General features: G+C 38.9%; 17 protein-coding genes. 6 read left to right on the top strand and 11 right to left on the bottom strand.

Annotation, left to right across the window (positions count from 1 at the left end):
- Window positions 1-16: 16 nt before the first annotated feature.
- Together AC58VC_RS33995 and AC58VC_RS33990 are read right to left on the bottom strand one after the other, a co-directional pair.
- Complete coding sequence (locus AC58VC_RS33995) at window positions 17-232, bottom strand: hypothetical protein (RefSeq protein WP_497375703.1); 216 nt, start codon at window positions 230-232, stop codon at window positions 17-19.
- Between the two features lie 202 nt (window positions 233-434).
- Window positions 435-653, bottom strand: coding sequence for a hypothetical protein (locus tag AC58VC_RS33990; protein WP_497375702.1), 219 nt, complete (start codon window positions 651-653; stop codon window positions 435-437).
- A 1,942-nt stretch (window positions 654-2,595) separates the two neighbouring features.
- Here AC58VC_RS33990 and AC58VC_RS33985 point away from each other — a divergent pair.
- Window positions 2,596-3,309 (top strand): hypothetical protein, encoded by a 714-nt coding sequence (locus tag AC58VC_RS33985; RefSeq protein ID WP_497375701.1) that lies wholly within the window; start codon window positions 2,596-2,598, stop codon window positions 3,307-3,309.
- Window positions 3,310-3,358: 49 nt separating this feature from the next.
- Here AC58VC_RS33985 and AC58VC_RS33980 read toward each other — a convergent pair whose 3' ends face one another.
- Entirely contained in the window at window positions 3,359-3,484 is a 126-nt protein-coding gene (locus AC58VC_RS33980; RefSeq protein ID WP_497375700.1) for a hypothetical protein, read from the bottom strand.
- A gap of 162 nt (window positions 3,485-3,646) precedes the next feature.
- Between AC58VC_RS33980 and AC58VC_RS33975 the strand changes: the two genes are divergently transcribed.
- The 5 genes from AC58VC_RS33975 (at window position 3,647) to AC58VC_RS33955 (ending at window position 7,567) form a co-directional block, all read left to right on the top strand.
- On the top strand, window positions 3,647-4,612 hold the full coding sequence (locus AC58VC_RS33975) for a helix-turn-helix transcriptional regulator (protein WP_497375699.1): 966 nt from the start codon (window positions 3,647-3,649) through the stop codon (window positions 4,610-4,612).
- Between the two features lie 105 nt (window positions 4,613-4,717).
- Complete coding sequence (locus AC58VC_RS33970; protein WP_497375698.1) at window positions 4,718-5,437, top strand: NAD-dependent protein deacylase; 720 nt, start codon at window positions 4,718-4,720, stop codon at window positions 5,435-5,437.
- A gap of 69 nt (window positions 5,438-5,506) precedes the next feature.
- The gene (locus AC58VC_RS33965) at window positions 5,507-5,896 is read left to right on the top strand and encodes a hypothetical protein (protein ID WP_497375697.1); all 390 of its coding nucleotides are present in this window, start codon (window positions 5,507-5,509) and stop codon (window positions 5,894-5,896) included.
- Window position 5,897: 1 nt separating this feature from the next.
- Window positions 5,898-7,217, top strand: a complete 1,320-nt coding sequence (locus tag AC58VC_RS33960; protein WP_497375696.1) for a hypothetical protein — start codon at window positions 5,898-5,900, stop codon at window positions 7,215-7,217.
- A 14-nt stretch (window positions 7,218-7,231) separates the two neighbouring features.
- Window positions 7,232-7,567, top strand: coding sequence for a hypothetical protein (locus AC58VC_RS33955; protein ID WP_497375695.1), 336 nt, complete (start codon window positions 7,232-7,234; stop codon window positions 7,565-7,567).
- Window positions 7,568-7,570: 3 nt separating this feature from the next.
- Here the strand turns inward: AC58VC_RS33955 and AC58VC_RS33950 are convergent, their stop codons facing one another.
- The 8 genes from AC58VC_RS33950 to AC58VC_RS33915 form a co-directional block, all read right to left on the bottom strand.
- Window positions 7,571-7,990, bottom strand: coding sequence for a DUF6075 family protein (locus AC58VC_RS33950; protein ID WP_497375694.1), 420 nt, complete (start codon window positions 7,988-7,990; stop codon window positions 7,571-7,573).
- A gap of 296 nt (window positions 7,991-8,286) precedes the next feature.
- Entirely contained in the window at window positions 8,287-8,784 is a 498-nt protein-coding gene (locus AC58VC_RS33945) for a hypothetical protein (RefSeq protein WP_497375693.1), read from the bottom strand.
- 326 nt (window positions 8,785-9,110) lie between these two features.
- Window positions 9,111-9,533 (bottom strand): hypothetical protein, encoded by a 423-nt coding sequence (locus AC58VC_RS33940; protein ID WP_497375692.1) that lies wholly within the window; start codon window positions 9,531-9,533, stop codon window positions 9,111-9,113.
- 15 nt (window positions 9,534-9,548) lie between these two features.
- The gene (locus tag AC58VC_RS33935; protein ID WP_497375691.1) at window positions 9,549-10,172 is read right to left on the bottom strand and encodes a MarR family transcriptional regulator; all 624 of its coding nucleotides are present in this window, start codon (window positions 10,170-10,172) and stop codon (window positions 9,549-9,551) included.
- Window positions 10,173-10,867: 695 nt separating this feature from the next.
- Window positions 10,868-13,813 (bottom strand): UvrD-helicase domain-containing protein, encoded by a 2,946-nt coding sequence (locus tag AC58VC_RS33930; RefSeq protein WP_497375690.1) that lies wholly within the window; start codon window positions 13,811-13,813, stop codon window positions 10,868-10,870.
- 387 nt (window positions 13,814-14,200) lie between these two features.
- A complete protein-coding gene (locus AC58VC_RS33925) occupies window positions 14,201-14,413 on the bottom strand; it encodes a DUF3006 domain-containing protein (RefSeq protein ID WP_497375689.1) in 213 nt (70 codons plus the stop codon).
- A gap of 16 nt (window positions 14,414-14,429) precedes the next feature.
- Window positions 14,430-15,596, bottom strand: a complete 1,167-nt coding sequence (locus AC58VC_RS33920) for an MBL fold metallo-hydrolase (RefSeq protein WP_497375688.1) — start codon at window positions 15,594-15,596, stop codon at window positions 14,430-14,432.
- Window positions 15,597-15,631: 35 nt separating this feature from the next.
- Entirely contained in the window at window positions 15,632-15,994 is a 363-nt protein-coding gene (locus tag AC58VC_RS33915) for a hypothetical protein (RefSeq protein WP_497375687.1), read from the bottom strand.
- Between the last annotated feature and the right edge of the window lie 67 nt (window positions 15,995-16,061).

Here is a 16,061-nt window from a genome sequence, read left to right as displayed (position 1 = left end):
CCACAATACATTCCTCCTACTTCAATCGCTCTTGATTCTTATTATAAAGCTCTATGACTTCACTAATAGACATAACCGCTCCAGTAGGAAGAGCTACCAGCGTCAGATCGTTGATTTCATGTTGGTTCTCACGAGTAATGCCAAGGAATCGGTTGCTATAAATCCAATCATCGATTGATGATTCACTCACACCAATGAATACAGACAATTGCTCTTTCGAATAGGACTGCATTTCTCCCACTCCTCCATCTTGGAATGATCACCTTTTATTTAGCCCCTCACTTTCGGCGATCCAAAAATAAGTAGATAACAAGTACACACCCTGCGCCAAGCCAGAAATAGAGCCAGTTTCCACTTAAACTACTTGATGACCTTGGGATAAACTCCATCCTTCGGCAAAACGCTCCACTCTCCTTCCATACTCTTCTTCACCATCAATCTTCACCCCGCTCTTTTCTGATCACCAGTTCGTTCGGTCTAGCCACAATGCGAATCGGATCCCCAATCTCTATTCCCGCCTTCAATAACATTTCTTTGGACAGAATGATGACTACCTCATCTGATTCGTCAACATCAATTGATCGAATGAATCTCTCTTGCAAGTCAACATCTTTTTTAAAATTGAAAGCCTCTTCTTTCATCTGCTTACTCATCGTTTCCTCCTCACCTGCTTTACCTTTTTGAGAAGAAGCCCATTACCTTTTGGCTCAGCAGAAATCACGTCTCCGATTTCTATAGAGGATTTTTCGAGAAGTCTTGTGGGAATCACAAATATGACTTGATTATCTGAAATACTTATAAATCGATGGTAATGATCAATTTCCTGAGTCTGCTCCATTTTCGAATCACGCTCCTATCGTATTCGCTCGAATCAATGAGCAATGAAGTGAAGAAAAATAGCTGTTTCCATGCCGCCGCTTAATATAAATATGCCATCACTACCTTCCTTCTCTGCACTGCCTTTACGCCATTTGCTTGATAAGGTGGGCGAGTATAATTCCGCATGCGATCATTAGTGAATCCACACCAGCTTCTAAGAGAATTCTCTTTACCTTTTGCTTCGCATCCAAAGTTTTCATCTTAATCACCCCTTTCAAAGTCAATTGAGTTGCCAATGTAACCATATAAAAACACCCAGTCTATCGACTGAGTGTTTACTGGTCATCTATGCAATTAAGACGGAAGTCTTTGATATTCTTTTTCATGTCGATTCACCCTTATAGTTTTTGTTATGGTCTAGTAACTCAATTATAGCATAAATCGAAAATAATTACCATATAATCCCAATTCAGTTTCCTTGTAAACAGTATTGAACTAATCAGTAACTATAAAAAGTAGTTGGACAAGATGCTAGTACATTGACAAGACCAACGTAAAGAGCGTGCATAGATAATCTTCTCTGGTATAAAAATTACGTCAAATCTGCATTTTGAATTGCTCTTATGTCAGGTCAATCCAGTGAAATTGTTACCAACCAATGGTTTAAACGAAGCTACAAAGCGAATGTTGTTCCGCTCTTTATAGATACAGGGAAACGTTAAAACATGCAAACATGGTCATGCCTGTAATAAATACATTGCAGAAAACCTATTTGTTTTGCTCTTACTACAGATCAACCGTGTGAAGTAACTTACCAACAAATGTTTCTAGCGAAGGCGAAAAGTGATGCTTTCCCCCGTGTCATTGAAATGACCAACCGATGGAACATACAACAATGGTCTTCCATGATGTAGAATACAATAACGCTGTTTTTTGAATTGCTCTTTCACAACAGGTCAACTGTGTGTATTCTCCTACCAACCAATGTTTCCAGCGAAGGCGAAAAGTGAATGTTATTCTCTTATTGGGATTTCCGACTTGCCGAGCGAAATTTCAGAGTCATATTAACAAGAAAGAACCGTAAGGTGAATTCTCGGCAATGTACTGAGTGCTTTCGCAGTAAAACCACAAGGCGGCTTTTCTATAGGCGAATATGCGTACCAAATGTTTTTTCGACATATATAGGTTTATGTTTTCCGAAAGTTGAATGTGAATCATCCTATATAGTTTGCAAAACTGAATATGCCTTGTGAATCGCCCCTCTTGTCTCCTATACCCACAAGACCCCATCCCCTTTTCCTTTTCACCTAATTAATATTCTCAAAATACTGATTGACAATCTCCGAAAGTATCTTGTATAGTAATCCTATCTTTTAGTCACAAACTTTTATTTTATTGCCCTTCAAACAAAATACTTTTTAGCCATATAAGGCTGATTTTACTTAGTTTCACCATTTTTTCTTTTGATTTCACTAGACTCAACGGGATTTTTCTGCCCATTGAGTACAGAAAATCGAGATTGAAATGGGTTACTAGGGAAAATCAGTCTTTTTTGTTCCTTGACAATCAAATACCTAAACAGAATGGAGGAGTAACGACGATTTGAATACTAGGACTACGCTTTAGTAGTCAGACACTATTCTACCGTTTTTAGTAATCAAGCCGATGATGAAGGTCTATTATTAGTTGTAGGGGCAGATGAAGCAACAGTTCAACTTGACGTTAGGAATTCAGCAAAAAAAATAATTCAAAAATAAAAGGAGTTTGAGGTCTTACATGAAAACATTAATTGCAGTTGATGGATGGGTATCGAATGAAACGCAAAATCAAGGAAGGTATCAGGATGAGAATGGCTATGGCTTTAGCGGCTTCTATCGGAGGGATCATAAAGAAACCTCAGATATGGTGGTATTGCACCATGGTCATTCTGGTCTTAGATATAAATATCCTAGAGTCACGGATATTCCCTTTCATTCTCCGATGGTTCGTTGGCATAATCTGTTCTTTTGCGGTGGATATTCTATCACCTTCGCAAACGGTAAACTTGTAGATACCAATGATCGACTGTTATACGCAGTAAACGATGGACTAAAACCAACTGGCTTCTGGCCAGTAACATCAGAGGAATTAGAAGAAACCATTCACAAAGTTAAGCAGACTGATTTGGTCTGGAAGGTATCCGATAACAGTCATCCACGTTTCCAGCATAAAATCGGCATTGCAAACAAAGGTAAAGTGAGTAATCATTTCGATTTGCACAATCTTATTGAATCGTACCGACTATTCAGCCAAAAACTTAACTACAACCTTCTTACGGAAGAAGAGGAAGAAATAATTCTAAGTCATGGTGATCTTGACCTTTCATACTTCATTGACGGGTATAATTATGGAGATCCATGGAAGAAAAAACATGATCACGTCCTGACTGGCTTAATCCTAGGATACCCTGTTGAATCGACTGTAGCCTTGCTTACTGGGCGGATTTTATAAACCGTCCACAACATCTGAAACAAAGGATCGAGAATCGGCATTCATCCGATTACGATCCCATACATAACCCTAGCTTCCCATGCCCTGACTTCTTGATAGTCTCATATTCATGAAAGATCCTCTTCGCTTCATGCATATCCACCTGAACCTTCAACCAGTTTTCATTCGGAATCATCTTATTCTTAATGTAGCTAATGTAAGTTACAAGCTCGTCCATTTAATCTATGGCGCAAAGGATACAACAGGAGGATTTCTCATTATAATGGAGTTAGGGGTTGCCGAAATATGATAGGAAATGGGTGAGTGGATGTCTGGAGCCAGCAATGCTATGCGACTTATGAAGATTAGAGAAATTCTCTTTACATTGACCGATGATGATCATTCGTTAACTTTGTCGGAAATAAACCAACAACTCCAACAGCAATTTGGAGACGAGTATATCACCCAAAAGAATACAATTAAAAGTGCAATTGACCATTTGAAATATAGTGACTTCCCAATTGAGGAAACAATCGGGAAGCGAAACACGGCAAGTTACTATCATCTGTACCGAAAATTTAACGTTTATGAACTTCGGATGCTTGTTGATGCTGTCTCTTCAGCCAAATTTATTACATCATCAGAAACCAAACAATTGATCGAAAAGATCAAAACCTTAACGAGTCATCATCTTGCTAAAAAGCTTCAACATCAAATCTCCGTGCCTCCTGAAATGAAAGCTCAAAACCAAGAAGTTCGTTATCACATAGACAAGATACATACATCCATAAACGAGCGAACTAGACTTACCTTCCAATATGGGAACTATAACGTCCAAAAAGAGTTTATCCTACGGCATCAAGGGAAGGTGTATTCCGTTATTCCACTCGGACTGGTATGGAACAACGACTACTATTATCTTGTAGCCAAGGATGACGATTCTGCAAGCATCAAGCATTACCGAGTTGATAGGATGAAGCAGGTTGATGTCTCAGAGGAGCTGTTCACTCAACCACAATTTAATATCGCTGAGCATATGAAACAGACGTTTAACATGTATCCTGGAGACCCTCAGCTCATTGAAGTGCAATTCAATAATCATCTCATCAATGTGATTATCGACCGCTTTGGTAAGGATAGCCCCATTCGCAAAGTAGATGATCAAACCTTCTCCATAAAAATTACCGCCGCTGTAAGTGAAGGCTTAGTCCGTTGGCTCTTGACATGGGGAAGTGATGCCAAGGTCATCAAACCACAATCACTTGTCGATCGGATGAAGGAAGAAGCCAAAAAAATTTTCCTGCTTTACTCAGAAGGCATCTAATCAAGGTGTCTTTTTCTATATATGCAAACAAAGTAAGAACGATCAAATATATGATCGATACCTATGGTTAAATCAGGTTAGAAAGATCAATTGGAGGTGTATCCATTGCTCGCAAGATTGCTAAAGGAATCTAATTATATGGTTGTATTTACTGGTGCAGGTATGAGCACCGAAAGCGGTGTCCCCGATTTTCGCTCCAAAGACGGTTTATGGCAAGGAAATGCCCCACAAACGTTAGCCAGTACCGATGCCATGGAGCACAACAGAAATCAATTTGTAGAATTCTACCATAAACGAATAGAAGGGCTACAAACTATTCGTCCACATCGGGGCTACGAAGTATTAACATCACTCGCAGAACAATTTCAACTCAAGTCCATCATCACCCAAAACACAGATGGTTTACATGAAGACGCTGGCAATCGGAATGTTATCCCTCTTCACGGATCCATTCGTCGATTACATTGCAATGATTGTGGAGCGGTATACCCAACTGAGCACTACTCTAACAACAATCTTTATTGCACCTGTGGGGGCTTCATTCGTCCATCCGTCGTATTATTCGGCGAATCTTTGAATTCACAAGTATTAGCGGCGGCAGTTTATGAAGCTCAGCAAGCTGATCTTTTTATTGTCCTTGGATCATCCCTGGTTGTTTCTCCAGCCAATTCATTTCCGATTACAGCGAAAGAAAACGGAGCTAGGTTAGTCATCATTAATCAAGATCCGACTCCACTAGATCAGATTGCTGATTTGGTTATCAATTTGGGGAAGATTGGTGATGTACTACGAGAAGTTGCAAACGAGCTTTCGCTGAAAACATAAGTTAGCATCAGGGATACTCAAATAATTGAGTGGTCATTATTATAAGCTTCTTGTGGAGGAAAGAGACACGTGGCTTGGATATTACTTACCGTCATCCTATCCTTCATTCTCACATTGGTTAAAAAGCAAGAAAATAACTCCTCATCATATACTCCAAATCCAGACGGACATTGGGTGATCATTGGGACAGCATATAATGAAAAATGGGAATGGTGGGAACCAGAACATAATCGAATATTGTTTTACGTAAGCGTACTGAATAATGGCGTTGATAAAGGATATGTCATCGTCGTTGATGAACAGCCCCCTCAATCTGGAATTGAATATGTAGACTGCGAAGGCAAACGAGAAGCTGAAATTGCTGTCTCCCTTTATCATGCTTGCTACAGCGTCTTAGGTAGTGTGACGATCACTGATCATATAGGGATTGATCTAAATAAAGATATGGATGGAGGATAATATGAATCAACCAAAAGCCTACGGAACATTCACCAAAAAGGGCAATCATACGTTTCGAACTTCAGCTTATATTCAATGGGGCGAATCAGAGCAGTCGATTGGGGCTTGTCTACTTCTTAACCCTGGTTCGGCGGACTTCAATAAGATTAATCCTGACCTAAAAGTAAAGCTGAATACAGTAGGCAGTGCTGAAGGGGAGATAAAGACAGACCCAACGATGGAGCAATTAATCCTATTCTTGAAGGAAATTTATAGGGAAAGGGCTTATCTAGCTGGACGCTTCCATATCTATAACTTGTTTACCCTCCAGAATGCGAAATCTATAAATGCTGTGGACCAATTTGAGGTTCTGGTTCAGGCGGGCGAATATAGCATCAGCGAGTCTTTAATCCCCATAGAAGAGCTACAGATTCACCCTTGGATTCTTACGGGTTGGGGAGTCGAACAAAATTCAAACTGGATAAACCTCGAACAAATAAAGACGATATGGATGAGTTTAATCAATGAATCAAAGGTTCCTTCCTTCGGCAAAAAGCACAGGGACTCGAATAACTACTATCATCCCTGCCCTCTTATTCCTACTCGTCGCCCTAATATGTTAGCTGATCTGATTTCAATATATAATCTGAAGTTTAAGAAGCAACGGTTCCCTTCCTTTGCAACCAAACCCAATTTACTACCTGACCCTTCTCCCCCGTTCAAGAGGCTTCCTGATTTTGAGTTTGGCTGGTTTAGATCCCCTGCCAATCCAGAATCAATTATAAAGGGCTTTTCGCACCTGCGTATCAAAGAAGGCTTCAAGCTACGGGCATATCAGTACAGCGATGGAGCAAATGGAAACGGCATTGTTTGGGCTATACCCGCCGACACAGATCTTCCTGATCCAAACGAATGTAAGTGTTTAGAAGAACATTTCTTATCTGCCCCAAAACCGTCATTTGCCTTGGATGACTTTATGGAGGCAATTGGTGGAGATAAATCCCACCTGTCCTATTTACAAGCATCTGTTGCATTTCACGAATTGCATGAATTCGGGGCGATGTGGCATGGAACGAGTTGGGGAAGAGATGTCATTCTTCCAACTAATGATGGTCATCATGAAAACCAACATGATTGGGAAATGATCGAGGAAGAACCAGAAATTCTCGAACCACATTTTTATTACAGCGGCGAAGGCAATCCAACGATTGTATTCCACACAACCAATGATATTGGAACCGTAACGTTGAATCGCTATGTCCATACGTTCAGCAAATTGGACTATACGCTACAAGTCGAACGAACTTGCATCGCAACCGCTGGCGGAGGAATCATCTTTTGATAGGAGGGGATTATTTGAGTGATACTTGGGAAGAAATCATTGTATTAGGCGGAGAAGGCGGAACTGTTTCTTTATTAGGAAAACGGTTGTTGGATGATACATGGATATTCGTCAAGGAAACGAACGAATCTTCTTTGGCTGACTTCTTTGATGATGAGGATTTATCAAACCTTGTACATCAACGATCACCTGAAGTGACTGATTGGGAACAAGCAATTGCATTATTAGGTCGATCCTGGTTTAAACTGCGCATTCTATTCATTCATCCAGAATTCGAACAACGGGTTCAGGAAGCGGTTTGTTCAGAGCATCTGAGTCGTCGGGCTAAACACTATAACGCAGATTCCTAATTTTTATGTGCATATGGCAAAGAGGAGATCTGCCTCAGCTCCTCCTTCCCCTTCACATTTTGTTTTCACACTATCTTCCCCTATACGAAACCTCATATTGATCGCCCCGATTGCCAGATCCCTGTTCTGCTCATCCAAACATGCAAACAAATCGACAATCGTCCCATACGGATAATTATTGTACAGATTATATGCCAGCTCCACCAATGCTCTCGAACTACTCGTTAAATCTACCTCATCAAAACACTCTGGACGGATCATGCGACCCTCAAAGTCGTAAAAATGATCAATCCTATCCCATAAGTCCTGATAGCCTGCAAAGACGTAAAACAACGCTTGCCGCTCCCTATCCGTTGGATGCGTCCTATCCTTGTTAATCAATTGCTCAAATCTCTCCTCATGACCTGGAAACATAAAATCCATAAAAGTTCCCTCCTGATTTTTGAAGACTTCTATGTTGTATGCGGGAAAGCAGGAGTTGATAAGAAGGTAAAGGGGATAGTATTGACTAAAGAATCAGAATAAAGGAAAGGGAAATGGGCAAAAGATTTGAAGGAAATCAATGAAACGGATTGAGTGCTACCTGATGGATTACGATATTGAAACAATGTTTGGAAAGAAAAAAGCCGAGCCACAATCAAGACTAATGTCCGAAGATTGGTAGGCTCAGCGGTAAATTATAATTGCTGTTTGCGAAGTTGTATTATCTACACCTGCTTCTATTGAATGGGCCACATCGTTACAATACGGAACCTTTCCCCATATTTTTCAGTTTCATTTTCAGGAACCTCTTCGATTTCAATAATATGCTTCATAAATAACTCTTCGTAAATCCTCTTGAATTCTTCAACAACCGTTTCTATAATTTCGTATTGTCGTTCCGTTAGAGCAACCTCAGACTTAACCTCAATATCATAAAGTTGAGTGTATTTTTCATAATCAGAACTATTTATAATTTCAAATCGAGGAAGAAACTCGACATTTTTCTGTGAGACAAATGGATATGCCTCATCAATTAGATCCCTAAGCACTCTAATTGGAATATCATAGTGATTGATAAAGTATTCCTTCAAATCGTTCTCCAAGAAAATCTCGTCAAAAACCTCTTCGCTTGCTACCAATTCCATAAAAATACTATTACTGCTCTCTTCCAATTCAAGCTCAACTTCTTCCCAAATTTCCTTTGTCATCATTTTGGTGATGCTCTTCACTTTCATTATTTTTCCCCCTTTAGTTTAATGTTTGTTTCTCTTTATAATCAATCATACTAAAAGTAAAACTTTTTGATTACGAAAAACGGTTCTACCTTGTCGAACCCCTCTTTAGGCTATACGGACAATTTTACCGCTCACATTCTGTTGTTTAGAGCTGGTAAATAGGAAAATTCATTGCATTGCGTACCAGCGGCGGAATCCTGAGCATTTGATAATCGATTGGAAAAGAAAAAAACCGAACGAAGATCAGGACAAATGCCTGAAAATCGATCGGTTCTGCAGAAACTCTTATTGTCTTATACAAAAATGCTAAAAAAGTTGGTATTCCCTCAATTTTTAAGTATCATCACTTCATCCCCTTGATTCTTTGAAACAAAAAAATACGAGAAAAAGCCCCAGGCTGTCTGAACATCCGACATTGAAACAGATAATAGTTCGGCTTGTTGTTTGAAGCTGTTATATATTTCTGGTCTTTCCCAAATCAATTGTACAATCTTTGGTATCAAAGCCATAGGCGTGTCTTTCATAAATGTCTTTTCCGTGCGTATATATCCGCCTGCACTTTTTTCAATTAATCCATATCGTTCAAGGAACCTTATTTTCTTGAGTGTTCCTGTATACGACTTCCCATATAAGCGGGAGATCTCCATTTTTGATAACTTGCAAACTTCTCCCGCACAACTTCCAATTATTTCGAGCAGTCTTTCGTATTCACTGATGGTTTCATAAATTTTTGTAATCGTCATTTCCATCGGAATTCACCTTCCCTACAAACTCTCAGACACTTCTCCAGAACTACTTACAAATATCACAGAAATGCCTGTCCGCTTTTTAGCTAATAGAGGTAGCCTGTTCCATAGATTACGAAACTGCTTAACATCAGGTAGTGCAATGCTATATTTTGCATTTGGATCATCCATTCTTTGAAGTGTTTCTGCCAAAACACCTAAAAAATAATTCACATTCATGGGATTTGATGAACCCAAGCCTTTCACCTCAATGATCCAACGTTCCGTACCTCGAATAGCATTAATATCGATTCCTGGTATCCTTCCCCACGCAATTTGAGTCTCCCAACCTTCTGAATGGAGGTAATCTTTCAAGATCTGCTTGAGGTTGTCTTCTCGAAATATTGAAGCGATCTCTGCTGTTTGTTCCATTTGATTAACTGGGGGTCCTTCCGCTGACAACACTTGGACAACTAAATAATTGCCGATTAAACCATCTTTTCGATTCGTCCTTTTAATGACCCCTTTACTTAACAAAGACCTGCATGTCTGATTAACCGCTTGCTGAGGCTCGTTTATACCGAGTATGGCATTTGTAATTTCTCGATCCGTCATTCCATCTTTTTCGTTCAATAGACTCACAATCTTGTCCTTCAGTGCCATACTTTTCTTCCCTCCCCCAAATTCCAAATTTCCCCTATTACATTATTATAGGCGATCCACGATTTTCACGTAAGTAATTGGAGAGTGCGATTTAACGATGAGAACGATATTTGTGATTCAATATTTTTGACAAGGAGAGGACTTAAAACCTATATCCACCACTACCTTATCACACCATCATTTCTGGAAATCTCCGCAGAATCTCTGTATAACAGCAATCACACACAATGATATTCTTCTCGACCATCCCAATGAACTTCGCCTCAACTCTATAACTTACCTCTTCTTCAACTGCCTCTGGAATCAGACTATCGCTACACACCGCACATGATCCATGAAATGTTGTGTAGCATTCCAAGCATAGAGCACCTATATCATTTATCATGTGATTAAACAGCATCTCTGTTTCAGCAGAACAAAACGTACAGCATTTCATATTTTCATCCTCCATTTTGTCTCGGAAACGCAAAACACCGCAGACCTAACCCGTTAAGGTTTGTCTGCGGTGCTTCCGCAAATCCGATCAATATTTAATTACTCATAATATACTGCATTGGGCATGATCTGACAAGAAAATCCCTACATACGATTACTCATTCTGAATATCAACGCTCCACTAATAGGTAAATTTTACCGTTTAATACTGAGACAGTCCTTTCTCTTCCCTTCGACTGAATATAGAAGAGTTACACATTTTATGCTTTTTCGCCTTCTGTAATCACTTTTCTGATTGCTATTTCATCCAATATCTCTGTTTTCTCTTTCCCTAATTTATTTTTTTCATTGCTTACCAACTTCTTATCCGTTTGTAATTGCTTGAATTGTTTAAGTGCTCCATCAACTTTTACTTTTCTTATATACGACTTAATTCCTTTAAACAAACCTCCAATAATCACCTTTGTACCTTGTAACTCAGGGTACTTTTCAATCAATATCTTTTCCCGAAACTCAAAATCCTGAATCTTTACATCCTCAAGGTTAATTTTCACTTGTATCAAAGGTAAGCTTTCACTTAACTCTTGTTCTGATTTCTTGTAGAACACAGGATTTAGAAATAGCTCTCTAACAAAAGGTGACAGTTCTCCTTTTTGAGAAGTTACCAGCAAAGACTGCTTTGGTCTGGTAATAGCAACATACGCAATCCTTCGTTCTTCCTCTAAGCCTGTTTCAGTTGATTTATCAGTAATGCTCTTAACTACATTAAAAAATGCTACTTTCAAAAACTCATTACCTTTTGTCTTATGAACGGTAGAAACAATAACTCCATCTACTTCTTGTTTTAACTCTTGATCATCCCAATAAGTTAATAGATGATCAACAGAATCAAAATAATCAGATAACGAAGTGAAAATTTCTAACTGATTGAAATCAGAAGTGCTTTCTAAGTCATCTGTTACATTTGAATTGTCCTTAAAATAATTAGTCAACTCAAACTCATTGATTATTGAATTGACGATCTGGTGCAGACTCACACCTTTCAACTCTTGACTCATCATTACGACTTTTTTCACGAAATGTGTATACCTATCGACATCCATTTTTCTCAGTAAATTCCCGTTACCTTCGATGTCAATGAAATGTTCCCATTTTTTTATCCCAGAAATGAATTCATTGGTAAGGTACTTATTGGGATAGTTAAGAATCTGTTTGAATATTTTTTCATCACAACGTTCTGGGTAGAATATCGCAAGTAGATAGGCTCGAATTGTTTCACCTACCTTGGACTGAAAGAGTCCCCCACCTTCTGTGTAGCAAGGAATCCCATGTTTATGTAAAGCAATTTTGAGAAGATCTTTATATTGATTATGCCGAATCAATATTGCAAAATCAGCCCACTTAATATCATCACTTTTCTGTTCTAAAAACACTTTGCTCAGATGATCTGCTTGTTCAGTCAGATCTCCACCGATAAAAAGTGACACATCTCCTTTCTCCTCAGAGTAGGGAACGATGTCTTTATACACCCGTACTTGATTATGATCAATAAGCCACTTCGAATGTTTTACAATATTCCCACAAGATCTGTAATTTATTTTCAATACCTGATCTGCGGTAATTTCATACCTGTTATTGAATTCCAATATTGGTCTGAGTTCAGCACCACGGAACCCATAGATCATCTGATCATCGTCACCAACAATAAATAGATTGTTTTCGGGCAAACAGAGTATCTGCAACAACAAGAGTTGTACTTTATTTAGATCTTGAAATTCATCCACTAGGACATATCGATATGTTTGTTGTATTTTCCTCCGTAGTTGTGAATCTGAAAGTAATATTCTTGCCGCAAAATAAAGCATATCGTCAAAGGTATAAAAGTTAGACTGTGTACTTTTTTTTATGTAATCTAAGAATATGGGTTCGAAATCAATAGCCTTCTCGTCCCTTACAATGACCATTTCGCTTAGTGGAAGTAGTTCATTTTTCACTTTACTTAACATGGATAAATATTCATTCAATGGATCTTTATTTCTTTCACGTTGCACTACAACATGCTTACTCACTGCTTCTTCCAAGAAAGATCTTTCAGTTTTGACCATCTTCTCGGCATCGAACTTCCATTTAAACTTATGCTTTATAACGTCGTTTCCAAAAGAATGAAACGTTCTCACTTCGACATTGCTAAGTCCAAATCGATTACTTAGTCTGGCTGTCATTTCTTCTCCAGCCTTTTTATTAAACGCAAGAGCAATAATCTCTGTAGGTGCAACACCTTTATTTATTAATTGGGCTATTCTGTTGACCAACGTCTTCGTCTTACCTGATCCTGCTGGTGCTAACACTCTCATCGGTCCTGCAACATGATTAACTGCGAACATTTGTTCATGGTTTAAATCTTCTAACACATACTTACTCAAACGGTTCTGGAAATTCATCAAGAGTTCATCGATGCACTTATCACAATCATTGAATATCTTTGATCCAGAGAATCGAAAGATCCTATACCCTTCTTTATTTAATTCTTTATCACGTTCTGCATCTTTCTTAGCATCATGATAATCCCTACCATCACACTCAACAATCACTTTATTGCCTTTTATTTGAACTATGAAATCGACATAGAACCGACCGATTTTCACTTGTGATTCAAATGGTATTCCTCTTTCGATTAACTTTTCACTAAAAATCTTCTCAATTGGCGTATATCTAATCTCTTCACTTGCAAAATCAAGCAGTCCTGGAGTTGAAACATTGGTATTCGCATAATCAAGTAAGTTATTCAATTGCTCCATGAGGAGTAAATTCATTATTTTTTTGTAATCTGTATGTATTAGGGAAGAGTCAATATCATTCACTAAATAAGCTGTCTTATCCAATTTGCTGACAAATACAATTGAAACACCACGAAACCATAACGGATAGATAACCTTATTAGTTATTTTATCGATATTAGTCAATAAATCTGACTCATCCAAATCTTGAAAAACGATTGCAACACGAATTTCATCGTTAACTGGTTCCTCGTCCTTGACGAATGTAGATAGTGCTATAAATTGATACGACAGTTTCTTTTCATTAAATATTTCTACAAAGGTATCCGCAGTTTTATTCGTTGCGTTGTATACCGAAAATCCCTTTTTTCTACTTATTGCTTTATCTATCTCCTTTTTCAAGGAGTCATAGTTCTTGTCATTATCCATATCCCCTCAAGCCCCCAATACACAACTCTCATTAATAAGTCAAGTATACACCCTTATTCCCTATTAATTCGACATTTCCTGCATATGAAACAACAAATGCCATTGGTATATCATCTTGACGGTTTCAGTTCATCTCCCTGTTTTACTCACACGCCACTGTAAGTAACCTTGATCCCCTGCTATATCCTCCGCTTTGTCTCGGAAACGCAAATAGACCGCAATATCCCTTGTACATAAAAAAGGGGGTATTGCGGTGCTTCCGACAAATTCGATCTATATTTATTTGTTTTCAACTTACTTGTTAGACTTAGTAAACGCAAGATTTTTCGCATCCTGTCTTTTCAAGAAACGGACACCGTCACTCTCCATCACTAGCACAACCCATTACTAGTCCTCCCAAACATCCTTCATTATCTCTTTTACATTCTCAGTTCTACTCTTCGTTTCGTCTTCATCTGTTAACCATTTGCAATCAATTAGGATTACTGAATCTCCAGGTTTAACAGCATCGGCCACTTCCGATTTAGCAAAGTCCTTCGTAACCCCATCAATCTCAATGACAACAATATCTCCTTCAAGCCGATCAACTATTCCCCTCATCCCTATCCCTCCCCATTCATTCACATGCTATGCCATCGCCATCCCGATCAAGCTTACTGCTATATCCAGGTTGCCCACGTTTAATTGGTGCTTTGCCCGCCGCTCTAACCTCGGAGCAATTGTTGTACACCACCTTGTCTTCATTCTGCTTTGGGTCTGTGGTCGCTTTAACCTCCGCAGGTGGATTCGATTTCGTAGCAGAAGAACTTCCTCCTGATACCAAATCCCCTTTTTTATCTGCAACTGTGATCTCCTTGCCGTTCGTTGTGAAGACAATATTCCCCTGCTCATCATTCCGATATATCTTGATTCCTTGGTTGCCTAAACGCTTTAAAACCTCTTCTGTAGGATGACCATATTTATTGTCCTTCCCAACCTGAATTACAGCATAGGACGGCTTCACTGCATTCAAGAATGCTTGTGATGTTGAGGACTTAGATCCGTGATGTCCGACTAAAAGAACGTCCGATTTCAAATCCACTTTTGAAGCAATCATATCTTGTTCTGATTTCGTTTCAGCATCTCCTGTAAACAAGAACGAGGTAGAACCGTATGTAAGGTGAATTACTGCACTCATGTCATTTGTCTCTTCGTACTGATGAACGGGAGCAATCATACTTACTGCCACATCGGACTCCCAATCAAGCGTTAATCCTGACTGAGCTGTCGATACCTTCAATCCTTTCCGCTGGATCGCCAATAGAACATCCTCAAAGGTTTTCGTATTTGATTGTACTTTTGGCATATAGATCTTGCCAATATCGAACGTATCAATAACTTTATCCAATCCCCCGACATGGTCAGCGTCAGGATGCGTTCCCACCAATATATCAATTTTACTGACTTTCTGATTCTTTAGATAATCGACTACAACCATTGCCTTATCATTATTTCCTGCGTCGATAAGCATTGTCTTACCCGCAGGTCCGATGATAAGCTGTGAAGCTCCTTGCCCAACATCGATAAAGTAGACCCTTAATTCACCCTTTGCCTCAATTTTCGGTTCAACTTTGGTTGTATCTGCTACCTGATGTTTAGGCGGCGACTCTGACTCTTTTGAAAAAGTTGACTCTGATGCTTGGTTGTTATTCTGAGTCGCTTCATTTTGAACTGATGTACATCCTGTTAGTAAAAGGAATGCTAATATGATTACCCAAAATTTCTGTAGTCTACTTCTATTCATTTTGCAATTCTCCCTCTGTGATGTCTGCACTAGGTTCAGACCGCATTAAGGTACTTTTCTATAAGTTTTCCAATCCCTCTCAATGTACCACTCTTTTGAGATTGATAGTATTCAACGTGCTTACGTGCGGACTCTAAAGCTTTATTCAATTGGTCTTTACCATATTCTGCGTATATCTGTTGCAAATAATAGTCCGTTGCTTCATTGTTTATCGTTCGTTTGTATACTCTTCCATCCATCATAGCTTCGAAACAGTTGAAGTAATCTTTCATCGAATTTTGGTTGATTCCGTAGTTAGTATTTAGTGTAAGTATGGCTACATCAAGTTTCACTTTACCAAAATACAGTCCCTTTGCATTCTCATAAAGCGGTTTAATCTCTCGCATTGTAATTCTCACTTTATCTTCACCCCCTTCATTTCCCAGTTTTTAATAGCATATCACAAGAGATTGTAACCAGCACTTG

This window comes from Paenibacillus sp. J22R67 (genome assembly GCF_059692175.1).
Note: the sequence above shows the minus strand (reverse complement) of the source record. Positions and strands in the feature narration are given on the sequence as shown.

What these genes read in the sequence shown, in the direction of transcription:
- AC58VC_RS33940 (WP_497375692.1), bottom strand. Translation starts at nt 9,533, where the DNA reads ATGGAAATGACGATTACAAAAATTTATGAAACCATCAGTGAATACGAA.
- AC58VC_RS33945 (WP_497375693.1), bottom strand. Translation starts at nt 8,784, where the DNA reads ATGAAAGTGAAGAGCATCACCAAAATGATGACAAAGGAAATTTGGGAA.
- AC58VC_RS33995 (WP_497375703.1), bottom strand. Translation starts at nt 232, where the DNA reads ATGCAGTCCTATTCGAAAGAGCAATTGTCTGTATTCATTGGTGTGAGT.
- AC58VC_RS33950 (WP_497375694.1), bottom strand. Translation starts at nt 7,990, where the DNA reads ATGGATTTTATGTTTCCAGGTCATGAGGAGAGATTTGAGCAATTGATT.
- AC58VC_RS33980 (WP_497375700.1), bottom strand. Translation starts at nt 3,484, where the DNA reads ATGATTCCGAATGAAAACTGGTTGAAGGTTCAGGTGGATATGCATGAA.
- AC58VC_RS33925 (WP_497375689.1), bottom strand. Translation starts at nt 14,413, where the DNA reads ATGAGGGGAATAGTTGATCGGCTTGAAGGAGATATTGTTGTCATTGAG.
- AC58VC_RS33975 (WP_497375699.1), top strand. Translation starts at nt 3,647, where the DNA reads ATGAAGATTAGAGAAATTCTCTTTACATTGACCGATGATGATCATTCG.
- AC58VC_RS33990 (WP_497375702.1), bottom strand. Translation starts at nt 653, where the DNA reads ATGAGTAAGCAGATGAAAGAAGAGGCTTTCAATTTTAAAAAAGATGTT.
- AC58VC_RS33935 (WP_497375691.1), bottom strand. Translation starts at nt 10,172, where the DNA reads ATGGCACTGAAGGACAAGATTGTGAGTCTATTGAACGAAAAAGATGGA.
- AC58VC_RS33920 (WP_497375688.1), bottom strand. Translation starts at nt 15,596, where the DNA reads ATGAATAGAAGTAGACTACAGAAATTTTGGGTAATCATATTAGCATTC.
- AC58VC_RS33985 (WP_497375701.1), top strand. Translation starts at nt 2,596, where the DNA reads ATGAAAACATTAATTGCAGTTGATGGATGGGTATCGAATGAAACGCAA.
- AC58VC_RS33930 (WP_497375690.1), bottom strand. Translation starts at nt 13,813, where the DNA reads ATGGATAATGACAAGAACTATGACTCCTTGAAAAAGGAGATAGATAAA.
- AC58VC_RS33960 (WP_497375696.1), top strand. Translation starts at nt 5,898, where the DNA reads ATGAATCAACCAAAAGCCTACGGAACATTCACCAAAAAGGGCAATCAT.